The organism is Flavobacterium ammonificans (genome assembly GCF_020886115.1).
GTDB classification, from domain to species: Bacteria; Bacteroidota; Bacteroidia; order Flavobacteriales; family Flavobacteriaceae; genus Flavobacterium; species Flavobacterium ammonificans.
Map to the genome: position 1 here is coordinate 1,967,551 of NZ_AP025185.1, position 17,055 is coordinate 1,984,605.

Annotated in this window: 14 protein-coding genes; 5 read left to right on the forward strand and 9 right to left on the reverse strand. The window is 33.1% G+C overall.

The annotated features are described in order from the left end of the window. Positions 1-14: 14 nt before the first annotated feature. The 3 genes from LPC20_RS08725 to LPC20_RS08735 form a co-directional block, all read right to left on the reverse strand. Positions 15-575: a gluconate 2-dehydrogenase subunit 3 family protein gene (locus LPC20_RS08725; RefSeq protein ID WP_229324521.1), complete on the reverse strand. Its 561-nt coding sequence runs from the start codon at positions 573-575 to the stop codon at positions 15-17. A 536-nt stretch (positions 576-1,111) separates the two neighbouring features. Next, a complete protein-coding gene (locus tag LPC20_RS08730) occupies positions 1,112-1,498 on the reverse strand; it encodes a glyoxalase (RefSeq protein ID WP_229324523.1) in 387 nt (128 codons plus the stop codon). An 8-nt stretch (positions 1,499-1,506) separates the two neighbouring features. Next, the gene (locus LPC20_RS08735; protein WP_229324525.1) at positions 1,507-1,779 is read right to left on the reverse strand and encodes a DUF3817 domain-containing protein; all 273 of its coding nucleotides are present in this window, start codon (positions 1,777-1,779) and stop codon (positions 1,507-1,509) included. Positions 1,780-1,881: 102 nt separating this feature from the next. Between LPC20_RS08735 and LPC20_RS08740 the strand changes: the two genes are divergently transcribed. The 5 genes from LPC20_RS08740 to LPC20_RS08760 all read left to right on the forward strand — a co-directional run bounded on the left by LPC20_RS08740 (position 1,882) and on the right by LPC20_RS08760 (position 8,145). Beyond that, positions 1,882-2,409 carry a DUF6155 family protein gene (locus LPC20_RS08740; RefSeq protein ID WP_229324527.1) on the forward strand — a complete coding sequence of 176 codons (528 nt, stop codon included), beginning with the start codon at positions 1,882-1,884 and terminating at the stop codon, positions 2,407-2,409. A 105-nt stretch (positions 2,410-2,514) separates the two neighbouring features. Continuing rightward, on the forward strand, positions 2,515-4,053 hold the full coding sequence (locus tag LPC20_RS08745; RefSeq protein WP_229324529.1) for a DEAD/DEAH box helicase: 1,539 nt from the start codon (positions 2,515-2,517) through the stop codon (positions 4,051-4,053). Positions 4,054-4,086: 33 nt separating this feature from the next. Further along, positions 4,087-5,418: a DEAD/DEAH box helicase gene (locus tag LPC20_RS08750; protein ID WP_229324531.1), complete on the forward strand. Its 1,332-nt coding sequence runs from the start codon at positions 4,087-4,089 to the stop codon at positions 5,416-5,418. Positions 5,419-5,626: 208 nt separating this feature from the next. Beyond that, the gene (locus LPC20_RS08755) at positions 5,627-7,546 is read left to right on the forward strand and encodes a DUF294 nucleotidyltransferase-like domain-containing protein (RefSeq protein ID WP_229324533.1); all 1,920 of its coding nucleotides are present in this window, start codon (positions 5,627-5,629) and stop codon (positions 7,544-7,546) included. Positions 7,547-7,548: 2 nt separating this feature from the next. Continuing rightward, positions 7,549-8,145: an exonuclease domain-containing protein gene (locus tag LPC20_RS08760; RefSeq protein ID WP_229324535.1), complete on the forward strand. Its 597-nt coding sequence runs from the start codon at positions 7,549-7,551 to the stop codon at positions 8,143-8,145. Between the two features lie 49 nt (positions 8,146-8,194). On the opposite strand, the gene acs is transcribed toward LPC20_RS08760, so the two are convergent. From acs to leuB, 6 genes are all read right to left on the reverse strand, one after another. Then, positions 8,195-10,102: an acetate--CoA ligase gene (gene acs / locus LPC20_RS08765; RefSeq protein WP_229324537.1), complete on the reverse strand. Its 1,908-nt coding sequence runs from the start codon at positions 10,100-10,102 to the stop codon at positions 8,195-8,197. A gap of 368 nt (positions 10,103-10,470) precedes the next feature. Further along, on the reverse strand, positions 10,471-11,943 hold the full coding sequence (ilvC, locus tag LPC20_RS08770) for a ketol-acid reductoisomerase (RefSeq protein WP_229324539.1): 1,473 nt from the start codon (positions 11,941-11,943) through the stop codon (positions 10,471-10,473). A gap of 15 nt (positions 11,944-11,958) precedes the next feature. Beyond that, positions 11,959-12,483, reverse strand: coding sequence for an acetolactate synthase small subunit (gene ilvN, locus LPC20_RS08775; protein WP_229324541.1), 525 nt, complete (start codon positions 12,481-12,483; stop codon positions 11,959-11,961). A 4-nt stretch (positions 12,484-12,487) separates the two neighbouring features. Next, positions 12,488-14,173, reverse strand: coding sequence for a biosynthetic-type acetolactate synthase large subunit (gene ilvB, locus LPC20_RS08780; RefSeq protein WP_229324543.1), 1,686 nt, complete (start codon positions 14,171-14,173; stop codon positions 12,488-12,490). A 33-nt stretch (positions 14,174-14,206) separates the two neighbouring features. Further along, positions 14,207-15,880: a dihydroxy-acid dehydratase gene (gene ilvD, locus LPC20_RS08785; protein WP_229324545.1), complete on the reverse strand. Its 1,674-nt coding sequence runs from the start codon at positions 15,878-15,880 to the stop codon at positions 14,207-14,209. Positions 15,881-15,934: 54 nt separating this feature from the next. Further along, positions 15,935-17,050, reverse strand: a complete 1,116-nt coding sequence (leuB, locus tag LPC20_RS08790) for a 3-isopropylmalate dehydrogenase (RefSeq protein ID WP_229324547.1) — start codon at positions 17,048-17,050, stop codon at positions 15,935-15,937. Positions 17,051-17,055: the final 5 nt, after the last annotated feature.

Genomic DNA, 17,055 nt, shown 5'->3' on the forward strand with positions numbered 1-17,055 from the left:
ATGGCAATGGTATTTTAAGAAGTAGCCCAAGCTTTTTGACCCGGTTCAAGAGGTGCACTTCCATCATATTTTCCAGGAATAGCAACATATTCACGTGCTTGAGTACAACCAATTTCAGAAGAGTAGTATCCTAAAATAGTTAAATCCCTAGCAATAGTAAAGAAAGATGGTTTTCTTTTATTTACTACAGCTTCATCTCTTAATTCCGTAACTATAGTTGTTCTTTCTTGTTCAGATGAAGCAACAAAGTTTTTACCAAACTTTGCAAAACATTTGTCATCCATAGACTTTAATCCAGCTGAAAAGAGTTCTTGCAAATTAGCAGGATAACAATCCTGAATCATCATTGGAATAAATGCTCCTAAACCAGCTGCTTTTGCACCTGGACAAGCTGAAGTCGTTGGAATAATAATCTCTGCAAATTCAGTAAGAATTGCTTCGTCTGATGCTGAAAAGTTAACCATTTTAGATTTATCTAAAACTGTAAAACTTTCAAATAAAACGCCCATTGTTGTTGCTGAAATGGCTCCTCCCATTAAATAGGCAACTCTTTTTAGTGCTTCCCTTCTTTCCATTTGGTTTAATTTAGTTGTTTTAGGTTGTTAAAAGTTATTTTATAGATACTTACAATAATAGCAAATAAAAAAACAGATTCGTTTTTTTAGTGTTAATTAATTGACAAAATTCCATTTTTTTTATTTTTTTATGAATTTTAAATCAAATTCTATAGAATAATCTTGATTATGATGTTTTTTCTAAATTATTTTTTGCTTTTTCTATTAAATTATAAACTAATTCTCAGAAAAAAAATAGTGTTTATTCTAAAATATATAATTTAAATCTTACAAAAAAAATCAAGAACCGAATCAATTTAATCTTCATTGCGTTAAAATGACATAAATCAATTATAAAATCAAAATAGTTTATACTTTCATAAAATACAAAAAAAATAAATTATGCAAGAAAACGATTTCGCTTGCTGATTGTAAAATTAGGTGGTTAATTGAGATTTCCGTAGATAGGAATAAAAAAAGTAGATGAATTTTAATGCTATATATATATTAATCAATTATATATATAGTAAAAACTCTAAATAAAAGTAGATTATTTATTAGAATAATTGAAGTTGACTTTGTAACCGTTCCATTAACATGGAGCGAATTCGTTTATTTAATCCAGATGAAACAGTGCTGTAGATTTGGTATTCCTCTAAAGTAAAAAAAGCGATAATAAGTCCCTTATAAGTATTTTGTAGTTGGCTATCCTTAGCAATAGCATTCTCAATTGTATTCATTTTTTTATCAAGAGACAAAGTGTCAAAATGAATTCTGTTTTGGTTAAGGTAATTTTTAAATACTTGAATAATCAAATCGTTTTGCAACTTTAGAATCGGGCGCAAGGTCTTATTTTGAAATTCTTCTTCAATAGACGAATGATTATCAGTTTTCCCTAAAACATCCCCACGAAATTGATGAATAAACTCGTCTCTTGAATACATAATATAAATTAGCTTAAATATTTTTTCTCAACATAAAAAGTTCCAAAAGGTACTACAGACGCCAAACAAATCATACCCGTCTTTTTAAATGACCAATTCAATTCAATTTTTGCCATTATGGCTAAAATAATATATGCCACGAACAAAACCCCGTGTGCCATTCCTATAATTTTGACAAAAATTGGTTCTTGAAAATAATATTTCATTGGCATCGCAAAAAACAACAATAGCAGGAGGGAAGCCCCTTCTAAAAAAGCAATAATTTTAAATAACTTCAACATAACTTATGTATTAAATTTTCAATCCCAAAAATAAGGAATAAGATTGATTTAAGGCATACGATTGATTAAAGTAAATTATATTTGTACAATATCAATTTCAATATGAGCAAACGCGATCTAAAAAAATACCTGTCAGAATTGAATAAGGAACAATTAGAAGAACAACTAATTGAACTTTACGAAAAATTTGTTCCAGTAAAAACGTACTATGATTTTGTTTTTAATCCAAAAGAAGATGCTCTATTAAAGGAAGCTAAACTTAAAATTTCTAACGAGTATTATCCATTTAAAAAAAGTGGACGTGGAAGTAAACCTAAAATGAGACGGTCTATTGCTCAAAAATTTATTAAACATTTTGTAGTTCTGGGGGTTGATCCCTTTGTAATAGCAGATTTAATGCTTTATAATATCGAAATTGCTCAGACGTATTCTGGAGAGAATACAATAAAACAAGAGTTATTTTACAAAAGTATGTTCAACTCATTCGAACAAGCTGTTGAATTCATTATTTCTAATGGTATTTATTTAGAATTTAAATCAAGAATACATTCTATTTATTTGGAAACCAAGTCACAAAAATGGTTTGTTGCATCTGAATTTGAGCGAATTATTAGTCGTTTGGAATACTAATCCCGTTAAAAATTATTTATTTTTAATATCGCTTCCTTATTTTAGAATAATTATTACGGTTTAACTGTTTTTTAGGTGTATTTTTGCAAAAATCCAAAACAAAAAATGCCTCAAAACACTTTAGAACCTGAATTTGAAGAACGAAAAGAGCTCTATGATTACCAAAAAGGGGATATAGATGCCATTTTTGAGCGCATTGACAACGCCTCTCCTCAACATCATTTATTATATCAGCTACCAACAGGTGGTGGGAAAACAGTAATCTTTTCTGAAATTGTTCGTAGATATATTCAAAAACACGATAAGAAAGTTGTTGTATTGACGCACCGAATTGAGTTATGCAAACAGACTTCTAAAATGCTAAAAGGGTTTGGTGTTAAGAATAAAATCATCAATAGTAATGTAAAAGAGCTTCCAGATCAAAACGATTATTCTTGTTTTGTTGCAATGGTAGAAACCCTTAAAAACCGAATCAATGATGAAAAATTGCATTTGGATAATGTAGGTTTAGTGATTATTGACGAAGCACATTACAACTCATTTAGAAAATTACTGAGTTCATTCAAAAAAGCCTTTATTTTGGGAGTTACTGCAACCCCTTTAAGTTCGAATATCAAACTTCCAATGCATCAAAACTACGATGAATTAATTGTAGGCGATACAATACAATCATTGATTGATAAAGGATTTTTAGCAAAAGCCATTACCTATAGTTATGATGTTGGATTGACTTCACTAAAAGTAGGAATCAATGGTGATTATACGGTAAAATCATCAGATGATTTATATACCAATATGGCAATGCAAGAAAAATTATTGCATGCCTATACCGAGAAATCATTAGGAAAGAAAACCTTAATTTTTAACAACGGTATCAATACTTCACTATATGTTTATGAAACATTTAGAGAAGCGGGGTATGATGTAAGACATCTTGATAATACTAGCAGTACAGAAGAGCGCAAAGACATTTTACATTGGTTTAAACATACACCTAATGCAATTTTAACCTCAGTCGGAATTCTAACTACAGGCTTTGATGAGCCAACAGTTGAGACTATAATATTGAATAGAGCAACCAAATCATTGACTTTATATTTTCAAATGATTGGACGTGGTTCAAGAAAACTAGAAAATAAAGACGAGTTTACAGTAATTGATTTAGGAAATAATGCGGCACGATTCGGATTATGGAGTGATCCTGTCAATTGGCAGCATATATTTAAATCTCCTGAGTATTATTTAGAGAATCTTCGTGATGATGCCGAAATTGAGCTGTATTTTAAATATGAAATGCCTCCCGAATTACGTGCAAAATTCAGCAAAACTAAAGTCGTAACCTTTGATGTAGATGAAGAACACAAACAAGTTATTCGTCAAAATTTACGTTCTAAGGTTGTACTCGAGAAGTCTTTAGAACAACACGCCACAATGTGTGTAGACAATACTGAAGATTTGCAAGCTGCAAAAACCTTAGCACGAGAATTGGAAGAAGACATTGAATGTCGAGTAAAACGTTTCTCAAAATGTTTGAGCCAATGCAGTAAAAATTACCGCGAATGGTTAGTAGAAGATTACAAAATGAAATTGACACTTTTAATAGGGAAGAAGTACCGAGAAAAAATAATGAATGAAGCGGATTAAATTTTTATTTAATCCGACACAAAAAACAAAAATATGGCTAACCAATTTTCTGAATTAGGAATTTCAAATCCTTTAGTAGAAGTATTAACTGAATTGAAAATTGTTGAACCTACAGAGATTCAGCAAAAAGTAATTCCGCAATTACTAGCTAACACTACTGATATAGTTGGACTTGCAAAAACTGGTACAGGAAAAACTGCTGCTTTTGGATTACCCCTTTTACAGTTAATTCAAATTGAGAAGGCTAATATTCAAGCTGTTATTTTGGTACCAACACGTGAGTTGGGACATCAAATCCACACTAATTTAGAACAATTTTCAAAGAATATAAATGGAATTTCAATAGCAGCTACTTGCGGGGGAATCCCAATAAAACCTCAAATAGAAAGGCTAAAAACACCTACACATATTGTTGTAGCAACCCCTGGAAGATTGATTGATTTGATCCAAAGAAAAGCAATTAACTTAAAAGATACACAATTTCTAGTTTTAGACGAAGCGGATGAGATGGTTAGTATTTTAAAAGAAAGTTTAGATGAAATAGTGGCTGAATTGCCAAAAAAACATAGAACTTTTTTATTTTCAGCTACTTTACCCGGAACTATAAAACAGTTAATTCAGAACTACTTATCTAAAAATGTAGTAGAAATTAGTGCCAATATGGAAACTATTGGCAATCAAGGAATTGATCATCATTATATTGTAGTAGATCCTATTGAAAAATTAGATGTTTTAATGCATTTTTTAAATTCTAGAGAAGGCGAACGTGGAATTATTTTTTGTAAAACCAAAGCTGCTGTAAACAAATTAGCTAAAAATCTAGCCATCAATAAATTTTCGTCAGGAGCCATACACGGCAGTTTATCTCAAGGAATTCGTGACCGAATTATGGGACAATTTCGTGAAGGACATATCAGTATTTTGATTGCAACCGATTTAGCTTCAAGAGGAATTGATGTAGCCGATGTTGCTTTCGTGGTAAATTACCATTTGCCAGATGTTTATGAAGCTTATGTACATCGAAGCGGAAGAACAGCAAGAGCTGGAGCAAAAGGACTTTCATTAACCGTTTTACAAGCAGAAGAAGTTGGAGAAATAGCTGATTTTGAAAAAGAATTAGGAATTCAATTTTCTGAATTTAAAAAACCTACAGTTGCCAGTATTGAAGAAAACAATACATTACTGTGGGCTAAGAAAATTTTTAAAACGAAACCTAATCACGAAGTTGATTCGGAACTTAAAACTAAAGTTAAAACGATTTTTCATCATTTAACTAAGGACGAATTGATTGAAAAATTATTGGCTAATCATTTAAAACAAATGATTACTACTACAGAACAGCCTGTTATAAAGCATAAAAGATAATAATTGTTTCAAGTTGGCTAGATATCGTCCTATTTTATAATAAATATAATTGAACTATAATTTATATTATGTAAAATAGAATATTTAAAAGCTACTAATCAATTAACAAATACTACTCTAAATAAGTTAATAGTATTTTTTATTAACTCTTGTGTTCCCTTCTTAAAATACCTAAATTAGCAATCATAAAAATTATTCCTCACACATTATGAATACTGTTGCAGAACATATTGCTGATTTTTTAAAAAAATATCCGCCGTTTGATAATTTGACTTTTGAAGAATTATCAGAAATAGCGACCAATATTCGTGTTGTTAATTTAGAAAAATACAAGGCTTTATTTCAAATTGATGACAAATTACACGATTGCTTTTATGTTGTAGCTTCTGGGGTAATTCATTTGTCTGTTATAGCTGATGCTGAGGAAACTTTATTGAACAAATGTCACGAAGGGGATATTTTTGGATTGCGTCCATTTTTTGCTAAAAACAATTATATGATGACTGCAAAAGCGCGACAAGAATGTATTGTTTATGCAATACCAATTGCAACTTTTAGACCTTTTGTAGCTAATAATCCGAATGTATTGGATTTTTTGTTGGAAAGTTTCGCAACCAATACTAATAATCCAAACGATAAGAATATTAGAGGTAAATTACTTTCAGATAATGTGGTGTATGCTGACCAGCAATCCTCTGATTTACAGTATTTTCAATCCTTAAATTACAATAGAGTTCCGTTGACAACTTCAGCCGATGCTATCATAATGGATGTAGCAAAAACTATGGCTGAAAACCTTTCTAATAGTATTATTATAACAAATAATAATTTTATTCCTATTGGAATTGTAACTCATACCGATATGAGCACCAAAATTGCAACGGGCCGATTCCCTATTACTGCTACCATTGATAAAATTATGACTAATCCAGTGGTTACTGTAGTAGAAAATATTTCTTTGGCAGAAGCCCAATTAGTTATGTTAAAAAATAACGTAACGCATTTAATTGCAACATCGGATGGAACCAACCAATCTGAGGTCAAAGGAATTATTTCTGAACACGATTTAATTGTTTCTCAAGCCAATAACCCTGGAGTATTAATTAAGCAAATCAAACGAACTCAGTCTGCAGAAGATTTAAAGCAACTTCGCGAAAGATTAACTACTATTATTCAGAGTTCTATCCATAAAAACATTCCGCTTTTTCATATCTATAATATTGCAAGCGAAATTAATTTGGCACTAATCAAACGTTCAGTTGAATTAGCTATTTTGGATCTTGGCTCCCCTCCTGCTCGTTTTGCTTGGTTATGCATTGGTAGCCAAGGCCGTAAAGAACAATTATTACTAACTGATCAAGATAGTATTTTAGTATTTGAAGATGTAGTTCCTGATAAATACAGAGAAGTTAAAGATTATTTCTTAAAATTAGCCAAGCGCTCTACAGCCAACCTAGAAAAAATAGGTTATTCATTATGTCCAAACGGTCATATGGGCAGTAATACTCTTTGGTGTAAATCACTGACTGACTGGACCAATCAATATAACAGTTGGATGAATACTCCAGGTAAAAATAGTAATGACTTGAGTAGTATTTTCTTTGATTACGAAATGGCTTTTGGGGAATCAAAGATTGAGGAAGCAATAGAAAATGTTATTTATAATAATGCCAAAAACAATACATTATTCTTTGATTTTTTAGGTAATGATGCCTTGAGAAATAATGCTCCGCTTAGTTTCTTTAAGAAATTTATTGTTGAAGAAGAAGGGCTAAACAAAGATAAATTTGATATTAAAACGCGTGCCTTACTTCCATTGATTGACAGTGCACGACTTTTTGCATTAAGTTACGGAATTAAAGGGGTTAATAATACCTACTCTCGTTTCAAGCAATTGGCTATTGCAGATCCGCGAAATGCTGAAATTTATATTAATTGTGCAGAAGCCTTTTTAACTTTATCCAAATTTAGAACGGTTGAAGGTTTAAAAAACGAAGATGCTGGACAATATATTAATCTAAACGAATTGAATAAATTAGACAAAGAGCGATTGAAAAATGCACTTGCGCCAATGAGAGAACTAGAAGAGTTAATTAAAGATAAATTCCAACTTACTCAATTTTCATAATTATGTTAGATTGGCTTAAAAATATTACTAAAGAACATCCTGAATTCTGGAAGGAATACCTATCTAAATTTGACCAAAAATCAAACCGATATGTCATTCTTTCTACCGAAAAAACGGGATTAAATCCAGACAAAGACGTTATTCTGTCTTTTGGATGTTTTGGAGTAGTTAATGATAGTTTGCTTATTGGAGATAATTTTGAAGTAGTTCTATTACAATACAAATTTCTGCATGATAATGAACTTTCTAACGAGTTTATTGTAGAAAGTAAACTTCAAAAATTAGGAGAACCCGAAGCAATTCAATCCTTATTACAATATATTGGCAATGCTACTTTAGTTGGATACCGAATTGATACAGATGTAGAAATAATCAATACCGCGTTAGAAAAAATGGATTGTGGAAGGCTTAAAAATGAACCACTTGATCTAGAAATTATGCATTGCAGATTGAATGACATCAATAACAAACAATTCACATTAGACGAATTATGTACTTTGTATAAAGTTCCAATAAGTGACCGAAACTCTGCATCGGAAGAAGCCTATAAAATGGGATTGTTGTTTTTAAAATTAAAATCCAGATTAGGATTAAAATAAAAAAAGGCATTATCAAATGATAATGCCTTTTATAGTTATGACAATCAACTTATAACTTTCCATCCTTTATTTCATCTACAATTTCAGGATTTAACAAAGTGGTGATATCACCAAAATTAGAAAAATCACCTTCAGCAATTTTACGCAAAATTCTACGCATAATTTTTCCGGAACGAGTTTTAGGCAAGCCTGAAACGAACTGGATTTTATCCAACTTAGCAATAGGCCCAATGTGGTCAGAAACGTGTTGATTAATTTCCCTACTTAAGTTATCTCGATCGCGGTACTCTCCTGTTTCTTTCAATATTACAAATCCATATAGGGCATTTCCTTTAATATCGTGTGGAAAGCCTACAATAGCTGATTCAGCCACCGCTGGATGTTCGTTAATTGCGTCTTCAATTGGAGCAGTTCCTAAATTGTGTCCAGAAACAATCACTACATCATCTACACGACCTGTAATTCTATAATAGCCTACCTCGTCACGCAAAGCGCCATCTCCAGTAAAATACTTCCCTGGAAAAGCACTGAAATAGGTTTCTTTATATCGTTGGTGATCTCCCCAAATAGTTCTTGCAATTCCTGGCCAAGGAAATTTGATACACAAACTTCCTACTACTTGATTTCCTTCAATTTCGTTACGTTTATCATCCATCAAAACGGGTTGAATACCTGGCAAAGGAAGTGTTGCATAGGTCGGCTTTGTTGGCGTTACAAAAGCAATTGGTGAAATTAAAATACCACCGGTTTCAGTTTGCCACCAAGTATCTACTACAGGACATTTTTTACCACCCACGTGGTCATTGTACCAGTGCCAAGCCTCTTCATTGATAGGTTCGCCAACAGATCCGATCACTTTTAGTGATTTGAAAGGAAATTTTTGAACATAATCTAAACTTTCTTTCGCTAAAGCACGAATAGCAGTTGGAGCAGTATAAAATTGAGTGACTCTATGTTTTTCAATCACTTCCCAAAAACGACTAAAGTCTGGATACGAAGGAACTCCTTCAAAAATTAAAGTTGTAGCTCCATTTAACAACGGTCCGTATAGAATATACGAATGTCCTGTAATCCAACCAATATCAGCTGTACACCAAAAAATATCATTCTCTTCATAGTTGAAAACATTTTTGAAAGTATAAGCTGTGTAGACCATATACCCAGCTGTAGTATGCACCATACCTTTTGGTTTCCCGGTTGAACCTGAAGTATAAAGAATGAACAAAGGATCTTCAGCATCCATTATTTCGGCAACATTATTGGTCAAAGCATCCTCTAAAAGTGGTTGCAACCATTGGTCACGTCCTTCTTTCATATGAACTGGAGTATTCGTTCTCTTCGCTACTAAAACAGAACTAACGGTTGGACAATTCAATAATGCATCATCAACGATACCTTTCAAATCAATTGTTTTATTACCTCTATACCCACCATCGGAAGTAATGACCATTTTGCATTCAGAATCGTTAATTCTTGAGGCTACTGCCGAAGCAGAAAATCCAGCAAAAACAACAGAGTGAATGGCTCCTATTCTTGCACAAGCTAAAACAGCAACTGCTAATTCTGGAATCATTGGTAAATAAATACAAACACGATCCCCTTTTTTAATACCCTGTTCTCTCAAAACATTGGCCATTTTACCCACTCTTTCGTACAAATCATTATAGGTAATATGCTGCGCTTCTTCAGAAGGATCATTAGGTTCAAAAATGATTGCTGTTTTCTCTCCTCTTTTAGCAAGATGTCTATCGATGCAATTTTTTACAATATTTACTTTAGCTTCGGTGAACCATTTAATATCGGCATTCTCCATATCAAAGTCCACTACCTTGTCCCATTGTTGGTACCAAGTAAAGTTTTCTTCCGCTATTTTTCCCCAGAATTTTCTAGGTTCACGAATGGATTTATTATAATGTTTGAAATATTGTTCAAAATTGTCAATCTTATAGTAACTCATAATTCCTCTATTTTTATAAAACTATTTAATCTATGTATGGTTACAACATTTAAATTTAATATGGGGCTAAATTTTAAAAATCAAATATTGTTCTTCAAATTTAGCAAAAAAATGGTATCCTTTTTTTATTGTAAAACTAAAAAAGCGAGATAGTATAAACTATCTCGCTTTTTACAAACAAAATTCAAAAAACCTAATCAATAGAACTTAGGAATTACATCACTTCACTTTGTTTTAAGTGAAGTAACTGTAATTGGCACTACTTTATATCTGTTAGTCTCAAAATTGCTAACTAATTCAAAATTTGGGATTTATAATGATATAATGCCGATTAATTAACATTAAATGCGTAATTCCTGTAACTGAAATTATACGATTTTTTTCATCGAAGTCATTGATTCTCTTAACCATGCCCCTACTTCTTCAACTGGATGATTACGAATGATGCTGTTCACTTCAATTAATTCTTTATTATCTACACCATTATTACCATTGTTAAATGGACGACCTATCAAATTAGATGGTGCATTTTTAACATAGTCAGCAATTAATGGCTTGCAAGCGTGGTCAAATAAATAACATCCGTATTCTGCAGTATCTGAAATTACACGATTCATTTCAAATAATTTCTTTCTTGCAATAGTATTAGCAATAAGTGGTGTTTCATGTAACGACTCGTAATAAGCTGATTCTTCAATAATTCCAGAATCAGTCATTGCTTCAAAAGCCAATTCAACTCCAGCTTTCACCATCGCAACCATCAATACGCCGTTGTCGTAATATTCTTGCTCAGAGATTTCAACAGCACCTGCTGGTGTTTTTTCGAAATTCGTTTCTCCAGTAGCCGCTCTCCAAGCCAATAAATTTTTATCATCATTAGCCCAGTCTTCCATCATTGTTTTAGAAAAGTGACCAGAAATAATATCATCCATGTGTTTTTGAAACAATGGACGCATGATGACTTTCAATTCTTCTGCAACTTTGAAAGCAGCAATTTTTGCAGGATTGGACAAACGATCCATCATATTAGTGATACCTCCATGTTTTAATCCTTCAGTGATAGTTTCCCATCCGTATTGAATTAATTTAGAAGCATATCCAGCATCTATACCTTCAGCAACCATTTTGTCAAAACATAAAATTGAACCTGTTTGTAATAAACCACAAAGGATAGTTTGTTCTCCCATTAAATCTGATTTTACTTCAGCTACAAAAGAAGAACGTAAAACTCCTGCTCTATGCCCACCAGTTGCAACAGCATAGGCTTTGGCTTGAGCCAAACCTACTCCATTTGGATCATTTTCTGGGTGAACAGCAATTAATGTTGGAACACCAAATCCTCTTTTGTATTCTTCACGAACCTCAGAACCAGGACATTTTGGCGCGCACATAATCACAGTTAAGTCTTTGCGAATTTGCATTCCTTCCTCAACAATATTGAAACCGTGAGAATACGCTAGTGTTGCCCCTTTTTTCATTAACGGCATAATTGCAGTTACAACTGCTGTATGTTGTTTGTCTGGAGTAAGGTTACATACTAAGTCGGCAGTTGGAATTAATTCTTCATAGGTTCCCACTTTAAAACCGTTATCAGAAGCGTTTTTGAACGAAACTCTTTTATCTGCAATAGCTTCAGCACGTAAAGCGTAAGAAATATCTAAACCTGAATCTCTCATATTTAAACCTTGGTTCAAACCTTGAGCTCCACATCCTACGATTACTACTTTTTTACCAGCTAATGCTTGAGTTCCTTCTGCGAATTCTGATTGATCCATGAATTCACAAACTCCTAATTGTTCTAATTGTAATCTTAGTGGTAATGAATTGAAATAATTTGCCATTTTTTACTATTTAATTTATGATTGTAATTCTTCTAATAAACTGGTGATTTCCATTTTTTCTTTGGAAACCGAAATTCTTCCGGAGCGCACAAATTGCATAATTCCGAAAGGTTTTAATTTTGCATATAACTCATCAATTTCTGAACGTCTTCCCGTTTTTGAAATGACAAAAAAGTCTCTAGAAACCGTAACCATTTCGGAATGACTTTCCTTGATAATATTTTGAATTTGTCTCTCGTCAAACAATAAACTTGAATTGATTTTGAAAATTGCACTTTCTAAGAAAATTGTCTCGTCATCAATATGATAAAACGCTTTGATAACTTCAATTTGTTTTTCAATTTGACCTACAATATTTTTAACCCATTTTTCAGTTGTATCTACTACAATTACAAATCGAGATACATTTTCGATTTCCGATTCGGATACGTTTAAACTTAAAATATTGATATGACGTTTTAAGAATATTACTGATATTCTATTTAATAAGCCCACGTTGTTTTCTGAATATACAGAAATGGTGAATGTTTTATTTTCCATAGTATTAACTTAATCGGATATCAGAAACCGAAGCTCCTGTTGGAATCATTGGGAATACGTTATTTTCTTTTTCTACCAAAACTTCTAAGAAATAGGATTCTTTCGAAGCCATCATTTCGGCAACTGCTGCATCTAAATCTTCACGTTTTGTGACTTTCTTAGCTTTAATATAATAGCCTTCGGCAATAGCGACAAAGTTCGGATTGATCATTTCGGTAGAAGCATAACGTTTGTCAAAAAACAATTGTTGCCATTGACGCACCATTCCTAAGAATTCGTTATTTAATACTACAATTTTTACCGGAACCTTAGTTTGAAAAATAGTTCCTAATTCTTGAATGGTCATTTGGAAACCTCCATCTCCAATAATAGCAACTACTTCGCGATTGGGTTGACCCATTTTAGCACCAATGGCTGCGGGTAATGCAAATCCCATGGTTCCAAGACCTCCGGAAGTAATATTACTTTTAGAGGAATTGAATTTAGAATAACGACAGGTAAACATTTGGTGCTGACCCACATCAGATACCATAATAGCATCACCTTTAGAATGTTTGTTAATCATTTCAATGGTTTCCCCCATAGAAATTCCTTCTTTTTTGGGTTGCAATTCGTCATTAATAACTGTTTCTAATTCAATTGCATATTTCTCTTTAAATTGGTTGTGCCAAGACTCGTGTGTTTTCGCTTCCAAAAGTGGAATAATTGCAGTTAATGCTTCTTTTACATCTCCTAAAACTGCAACATCAGCTTTTACATTTTTATCTACTTCTGCAGGATCAATCTCAAAGTGGATAACTTTAGCTTGTTTGGCATAGGTTTCTAGATTTCCCGTAACTCGGTCATCAAAACGCATTCCTAAAGCTATAAAAACATCGCACTCGTTCGTCAAAACATTAGGTCCGTAATTTCCGTGCATGCCTACCATACCGACATTCAAAGGATGATCTGTTGGTAATGCTGATAATCCTAAAATAGTCCACGCAGCTGGAATTCCTGTTTTTTCGACTAACGCTTTTAATTCTGCTTCTGCTTCGCCAAGTATAATTCCCTGACCAAAAACAATCATTGGCTTTTTGGCACTATTAATTATATCTGCTGCTGCTTGTACTTGATTTAATTGTAAAGTCGGTTTTGGAACATAACTTCTAATACTGGTACATTTTTTATAACTAAAATCCAATTCGTCAAACTGTGCATTTTTAGTAATATCAATCAGTACAGGACCTGGACGACCCGATTTAGCGATATAAAATGCTTTTGCTATTACTTCGGGGATTTCATGTGCTTCAGTAATTTGGTAATTCCACTTGGTTACAGGAGTCGAAATACTGATGATATCTGTTTCCTGAAATGCATCAGAACCTAATAAATGTTTACCAACTTGCCCTGTAATACATACCATTGGTGTTGAATCAATTTGTGCATCGGCAATTCCAGTCACTAAATTAGTAGCACCAGGACCCGAAGTAGCAATTGCAACCCCTACTTTACCAGTAGCTCTGGCAAATCCCTGAGCAGCATGCGTTGCCCCTTGTTCGTGACGAACCAGAACATGGTGTAACTCCTCTTTAAACTTATATAATTCATCGTAAACTGGCATAATGGCTCCACCTGGATATCCATAAACCAAATCTACTCCTTCTGCAAGTAGGCTTCTAATAATAGCTTCTGCGCCTGTTATTCTCATGTCGATACTTAATTTAATTTTCTTTGGGATAATTTATTTGTCAGTTACACAACCTGTAGATGCACTAGAAACTGCTCTTGCATATTTCAGTAAAACTCCCTGACTTACTTTTAATGGCGGTTGAACCCAATTCAATTTTCTTTGATTGAATTCTTCTTCAGAAATTTTTAAATTAATGGTGTTATTTACAGCATCAATTGTTATGACATCTCCATTCTGAATTAGTGCAATACCGCCTCCATCATGGGCTTCCGGGGTAATATGTCCTACCACAAATCCATGAGAGCCTCCTGAAAAACGTCCATCAGTAATTAATGCAACCGATTTACCTAAACCAGCTCCCATAATAGCCGAAGTTGGTTTTAACATTTCTGGCATTCCAGGGCCGCCTTTTGGTCCGCAATATCGAATAACAACGACATTTCCAGGTTGAACTAATCCATTCTGTATTCCTGGTATGACTTCAAATTCACTTTCAAATACCACTGCAGTTCCTTCAAAATATTCTCCTTCATTTCCACTGATCTTGGCTACACAACCTTCAGTTGCTAAATTTCCATAAAGAATTTGAATGTTTCCAGATGGTTTTAATGGATTATCTATATCGTGAATTACATCCTGTCCCGCAGTTAAATCTGGAACATTCTCTAAATTTTCGGCCACTGTTTTACCAGTTACTGTTAAACAATCTCCGTGTAAAAGACCTACTTTTAGTAAATATTTCATTACCGCTGGAACACCACCAACAGCGTGTAAATCTTCCATCATGTATTTACCACTTGGTTTAAGATCTCCAAGAATTGGTGTCCTATCACTTATTTGTTGAAAATCATTTAGCGTAATTTCAATTCCAACAGAATGAGCCATTGCGATAATGTGCATTACCGCATTAGTAGATCCTGCTAAAACAGCAATTATAGTGATCGCATTTTCAAATGCTTTACGCGTCATAATGTCTCTAGGCTTGATATCTTTTTCTAAAAGAATTCTTATCGCTTTTCCTGCATCTAAACACTCTTGTTGCTTTTCTGGGCTTAAAGCCGGATTAGAAGAACTGTAAGGTAAACTCATTCCAAGTGCTTCAATCGCTGAAGACATGGTGTTTGCAGTATACATTCCACCGCAGGCACCAGCTCCAGGGCAAGAATTTTTGATTACTCCTTTGAAATCCTCAGGAGTAATTGTATTATTAAATTTTTTCCCTAATGCTTCAAAAGCAGAAACAATATTTAACGATTCTCCTTTCCATTTTCCTGAATGAATTGTACCACCATAAACCATAATTGATGGACGATTCACTCGACCCATAGCAATTACAGAACCAGGCATATTCTTATCACATCCAACAACTGCAATCATTGAATCATACCATTGCGCTCCCATTACAGTTTCAATAGAATCTGCAATAACATCTCTAGAAACCAAAGAGAAACGCATTCCATCAGTTCCGTTTGACATTCCGTCACTAACTCCTACGGTATTAAAAATTAGACCTACTAAGTCAGCGTCCCAAACACTTTTTTTAATTTCTTTGGCCAAATCATTTAGGTGCATGTTACAAGTATTTCCTTCATAACCCATGCTAACAATACCTACTTGAGCTTTATTTAAATCTTCATCTGTCAAACCGATACCGTAGAACATGGCTTGAGCAGCTGGTTGAGTTTCGTCTTGAGTAATTGTTTTACTGTATTTATTTAATTCCATTATTTATTTTTTATTTTGAAGTTATTAGAACGAACAACTTCACTTTTAATTTCACTATACTATTGTTGATTGACCCAATTGAACAAAATCCTTTTTAAAATACAAATCGCCTTCATTAAGAATATAATTAGAAATAAAATCGCCCACTTCGTTGGTTCCAAATTGAGAATCTACTTTTAAATCAACTGTAATTACATTATTAACAATAGCTTTTTCGACAGCTGCAATTACTTTTTTTGATTCTACATCCAAACCAAAATGTTCTAGTAACAAGGCAACCGATAAAATTGAAGCTATTGGATTAGCAATATTCTTTCCTTTAGCTTCAGTATAACAACCATGAATAGGTTCAAATAAAGAATATTTTTCACCTAAAGAGGCTGATGACATTAAACCGATAGAACCTGAAATAACACTAGCTTCATCCGATAAAATATCGCCAAACAAATTATCAGTTAATAAAATATCAAACTGTCTCGGATTTACAATAATTTGCATCGAAGCATTATCAACATACATACATTCTAAAGTAACGTCTGGATATTCTGCAGCAATCTTTGTAACAACTTTTCTCCACAATCTAGATGTTTCCAATACATTAGCTTTGTCCACCAAAGTGACTTTTTTACGTCGAGTTTGTGCTGCTTTAAAAGCTAAATGTGAAATTTTTACAATTTCATCTTCATTGTATTCACATAAATCAGATGCATAAGTACCTGAATCATTAGTTGTCTTTTTTCCAAAGTACATTCCGCCGTTCAACTCTCTAAAGACAACAAAATCAGTGCCTTCTATAACCTCTTTTTTAACAGGTGATGAATTAATTAACTTAGGATATGCCTTAATTGGTCTGATATTGGCAAATAAACCCAACTCCTTTCTAAGCTGAAGTAATCCTTGCTCTGGACGTATTTTAGATGTTGGATCAGAATCGTATTTTGGATCTCCAATTGCCCCAAATAAAATAGAATCAGTGTTTTTACATAAGTTTAAAGTTTGCTCAGGCAATGGCTTTCCTGTTTTTTCAATTGCTATTGCACCAATCAAAGCATCTTCGAAAATAAATTCATGTTGGTGCACAAAGGCAATAGCTTGCAATACTTTTTTTGCTTGCAAGGTTACTTCTGGACCTATTCCATCTCCTGATAATACGGCTATTTTTAAATTCATATTAA

What these genes read in the sequence shown, in the direction of transcription:
- ilvC (WP_229324539.1), bottom strand. Translation starts at nt 11,943, where the DNA reads ATGGCAAATTATTTCAATTCATTACCACTAAGATTACAATTAGAACAA.
- LPC20_RS08750 (WP_229324531.1), top strand. Translation starts at nt 4,087, where the DNA reads ATGGCTAACCAATTTTCTGAATTAGGAATTTCAAATCCTTTAGTAGAA.
- LPC20_RS08755 (WP_229324533.1), top strand. Translation starts at nt 5,627, where the DNA reads ATGAATACTGTTGCAGAACATATTGCTGATTTTTTAAAAAAATATCCG.
- LPC20_RS08745 (WP_229324529.1), top strand. Translation starts at nt 2,515, where the DNA reads ATGCCTCAAAACACTTTAGAACCTGAATTTGAAGAACGAAAAGAGCTC.
- leuB (WP_229324547.1), bottom strand. Translation starts at nt 17,050, where the DNA reads ATGAATTTAAAAATAGCCGTATTATCAGGAGATGGAATAGGTCCAGAA.
- LPC20_RS08725 (WP_229324521.1), bottom strand. Translation starts at nt 575, where the DNA reads ATGGAAAGAAGGGAAGCACTAAAAAGAGTTGCCTATTTAATGGGAGGA.
- ilvD (WP_229324545.1), bottom strand. Translation starts at nt 15,880, where the DNA reads ATGGAATTAAATAAATACAGTAAAACAATTACTCAAGACGAAACTCAA.
- LPC20_RS08760 (WP_229324535.1), top strand. Translation starts at nt 7,549, where the DNA reads ATGTTAGATTGGCTTAAAAATATTACTAAAGAACATCCTGAATTCTGG.
- ilvB (WP_229324543.1), bottom strand. Translation starts at nt 14,173, where the DNA reads ATGAGAATAACAGGCGCAGAAGCTATTATTAGAAGCCTACTTGCAGAA.
- LPC20_RS08730 (WP_229324523.1), bottom strand. Translation starts at nt 1,498, where the DNA reads ATGTATTCAAGAGACGAGTTTATTCATCAATTTCGTGGGGATGTTTTA.
- LPC20_RS08735 (WP_229324525.1), bottom strand. Translation starts at nt 1,779, where the DNA reads ATGTTGAAGTTATTTAAAATTATTGCTTTTTTAGAAGGGGCTTCCCTC.
- ilvN (WP_229324541.1), bottom strand. Translation starts at nt 12,483, where the DNA reads ATGGAAAATAAAACATTCACCATTTCTGTATATTCAGAAAACAACGTG.
- acs (WP_229324537.1), bottom strand. Translation starts at nt 10,102, where the DNA reads ATGAGTTACTATAAGATTGACAATTTTGAACAATATTTCAAACATTAT.
- LPC20_RS08740 (WP_229324527.1), top strand. Translation starts at nt 1,882, where the DNA reads ATGAGCAAACGCGATCTAAAAAAATACCTGTCAGAATTGAATAAGGAA.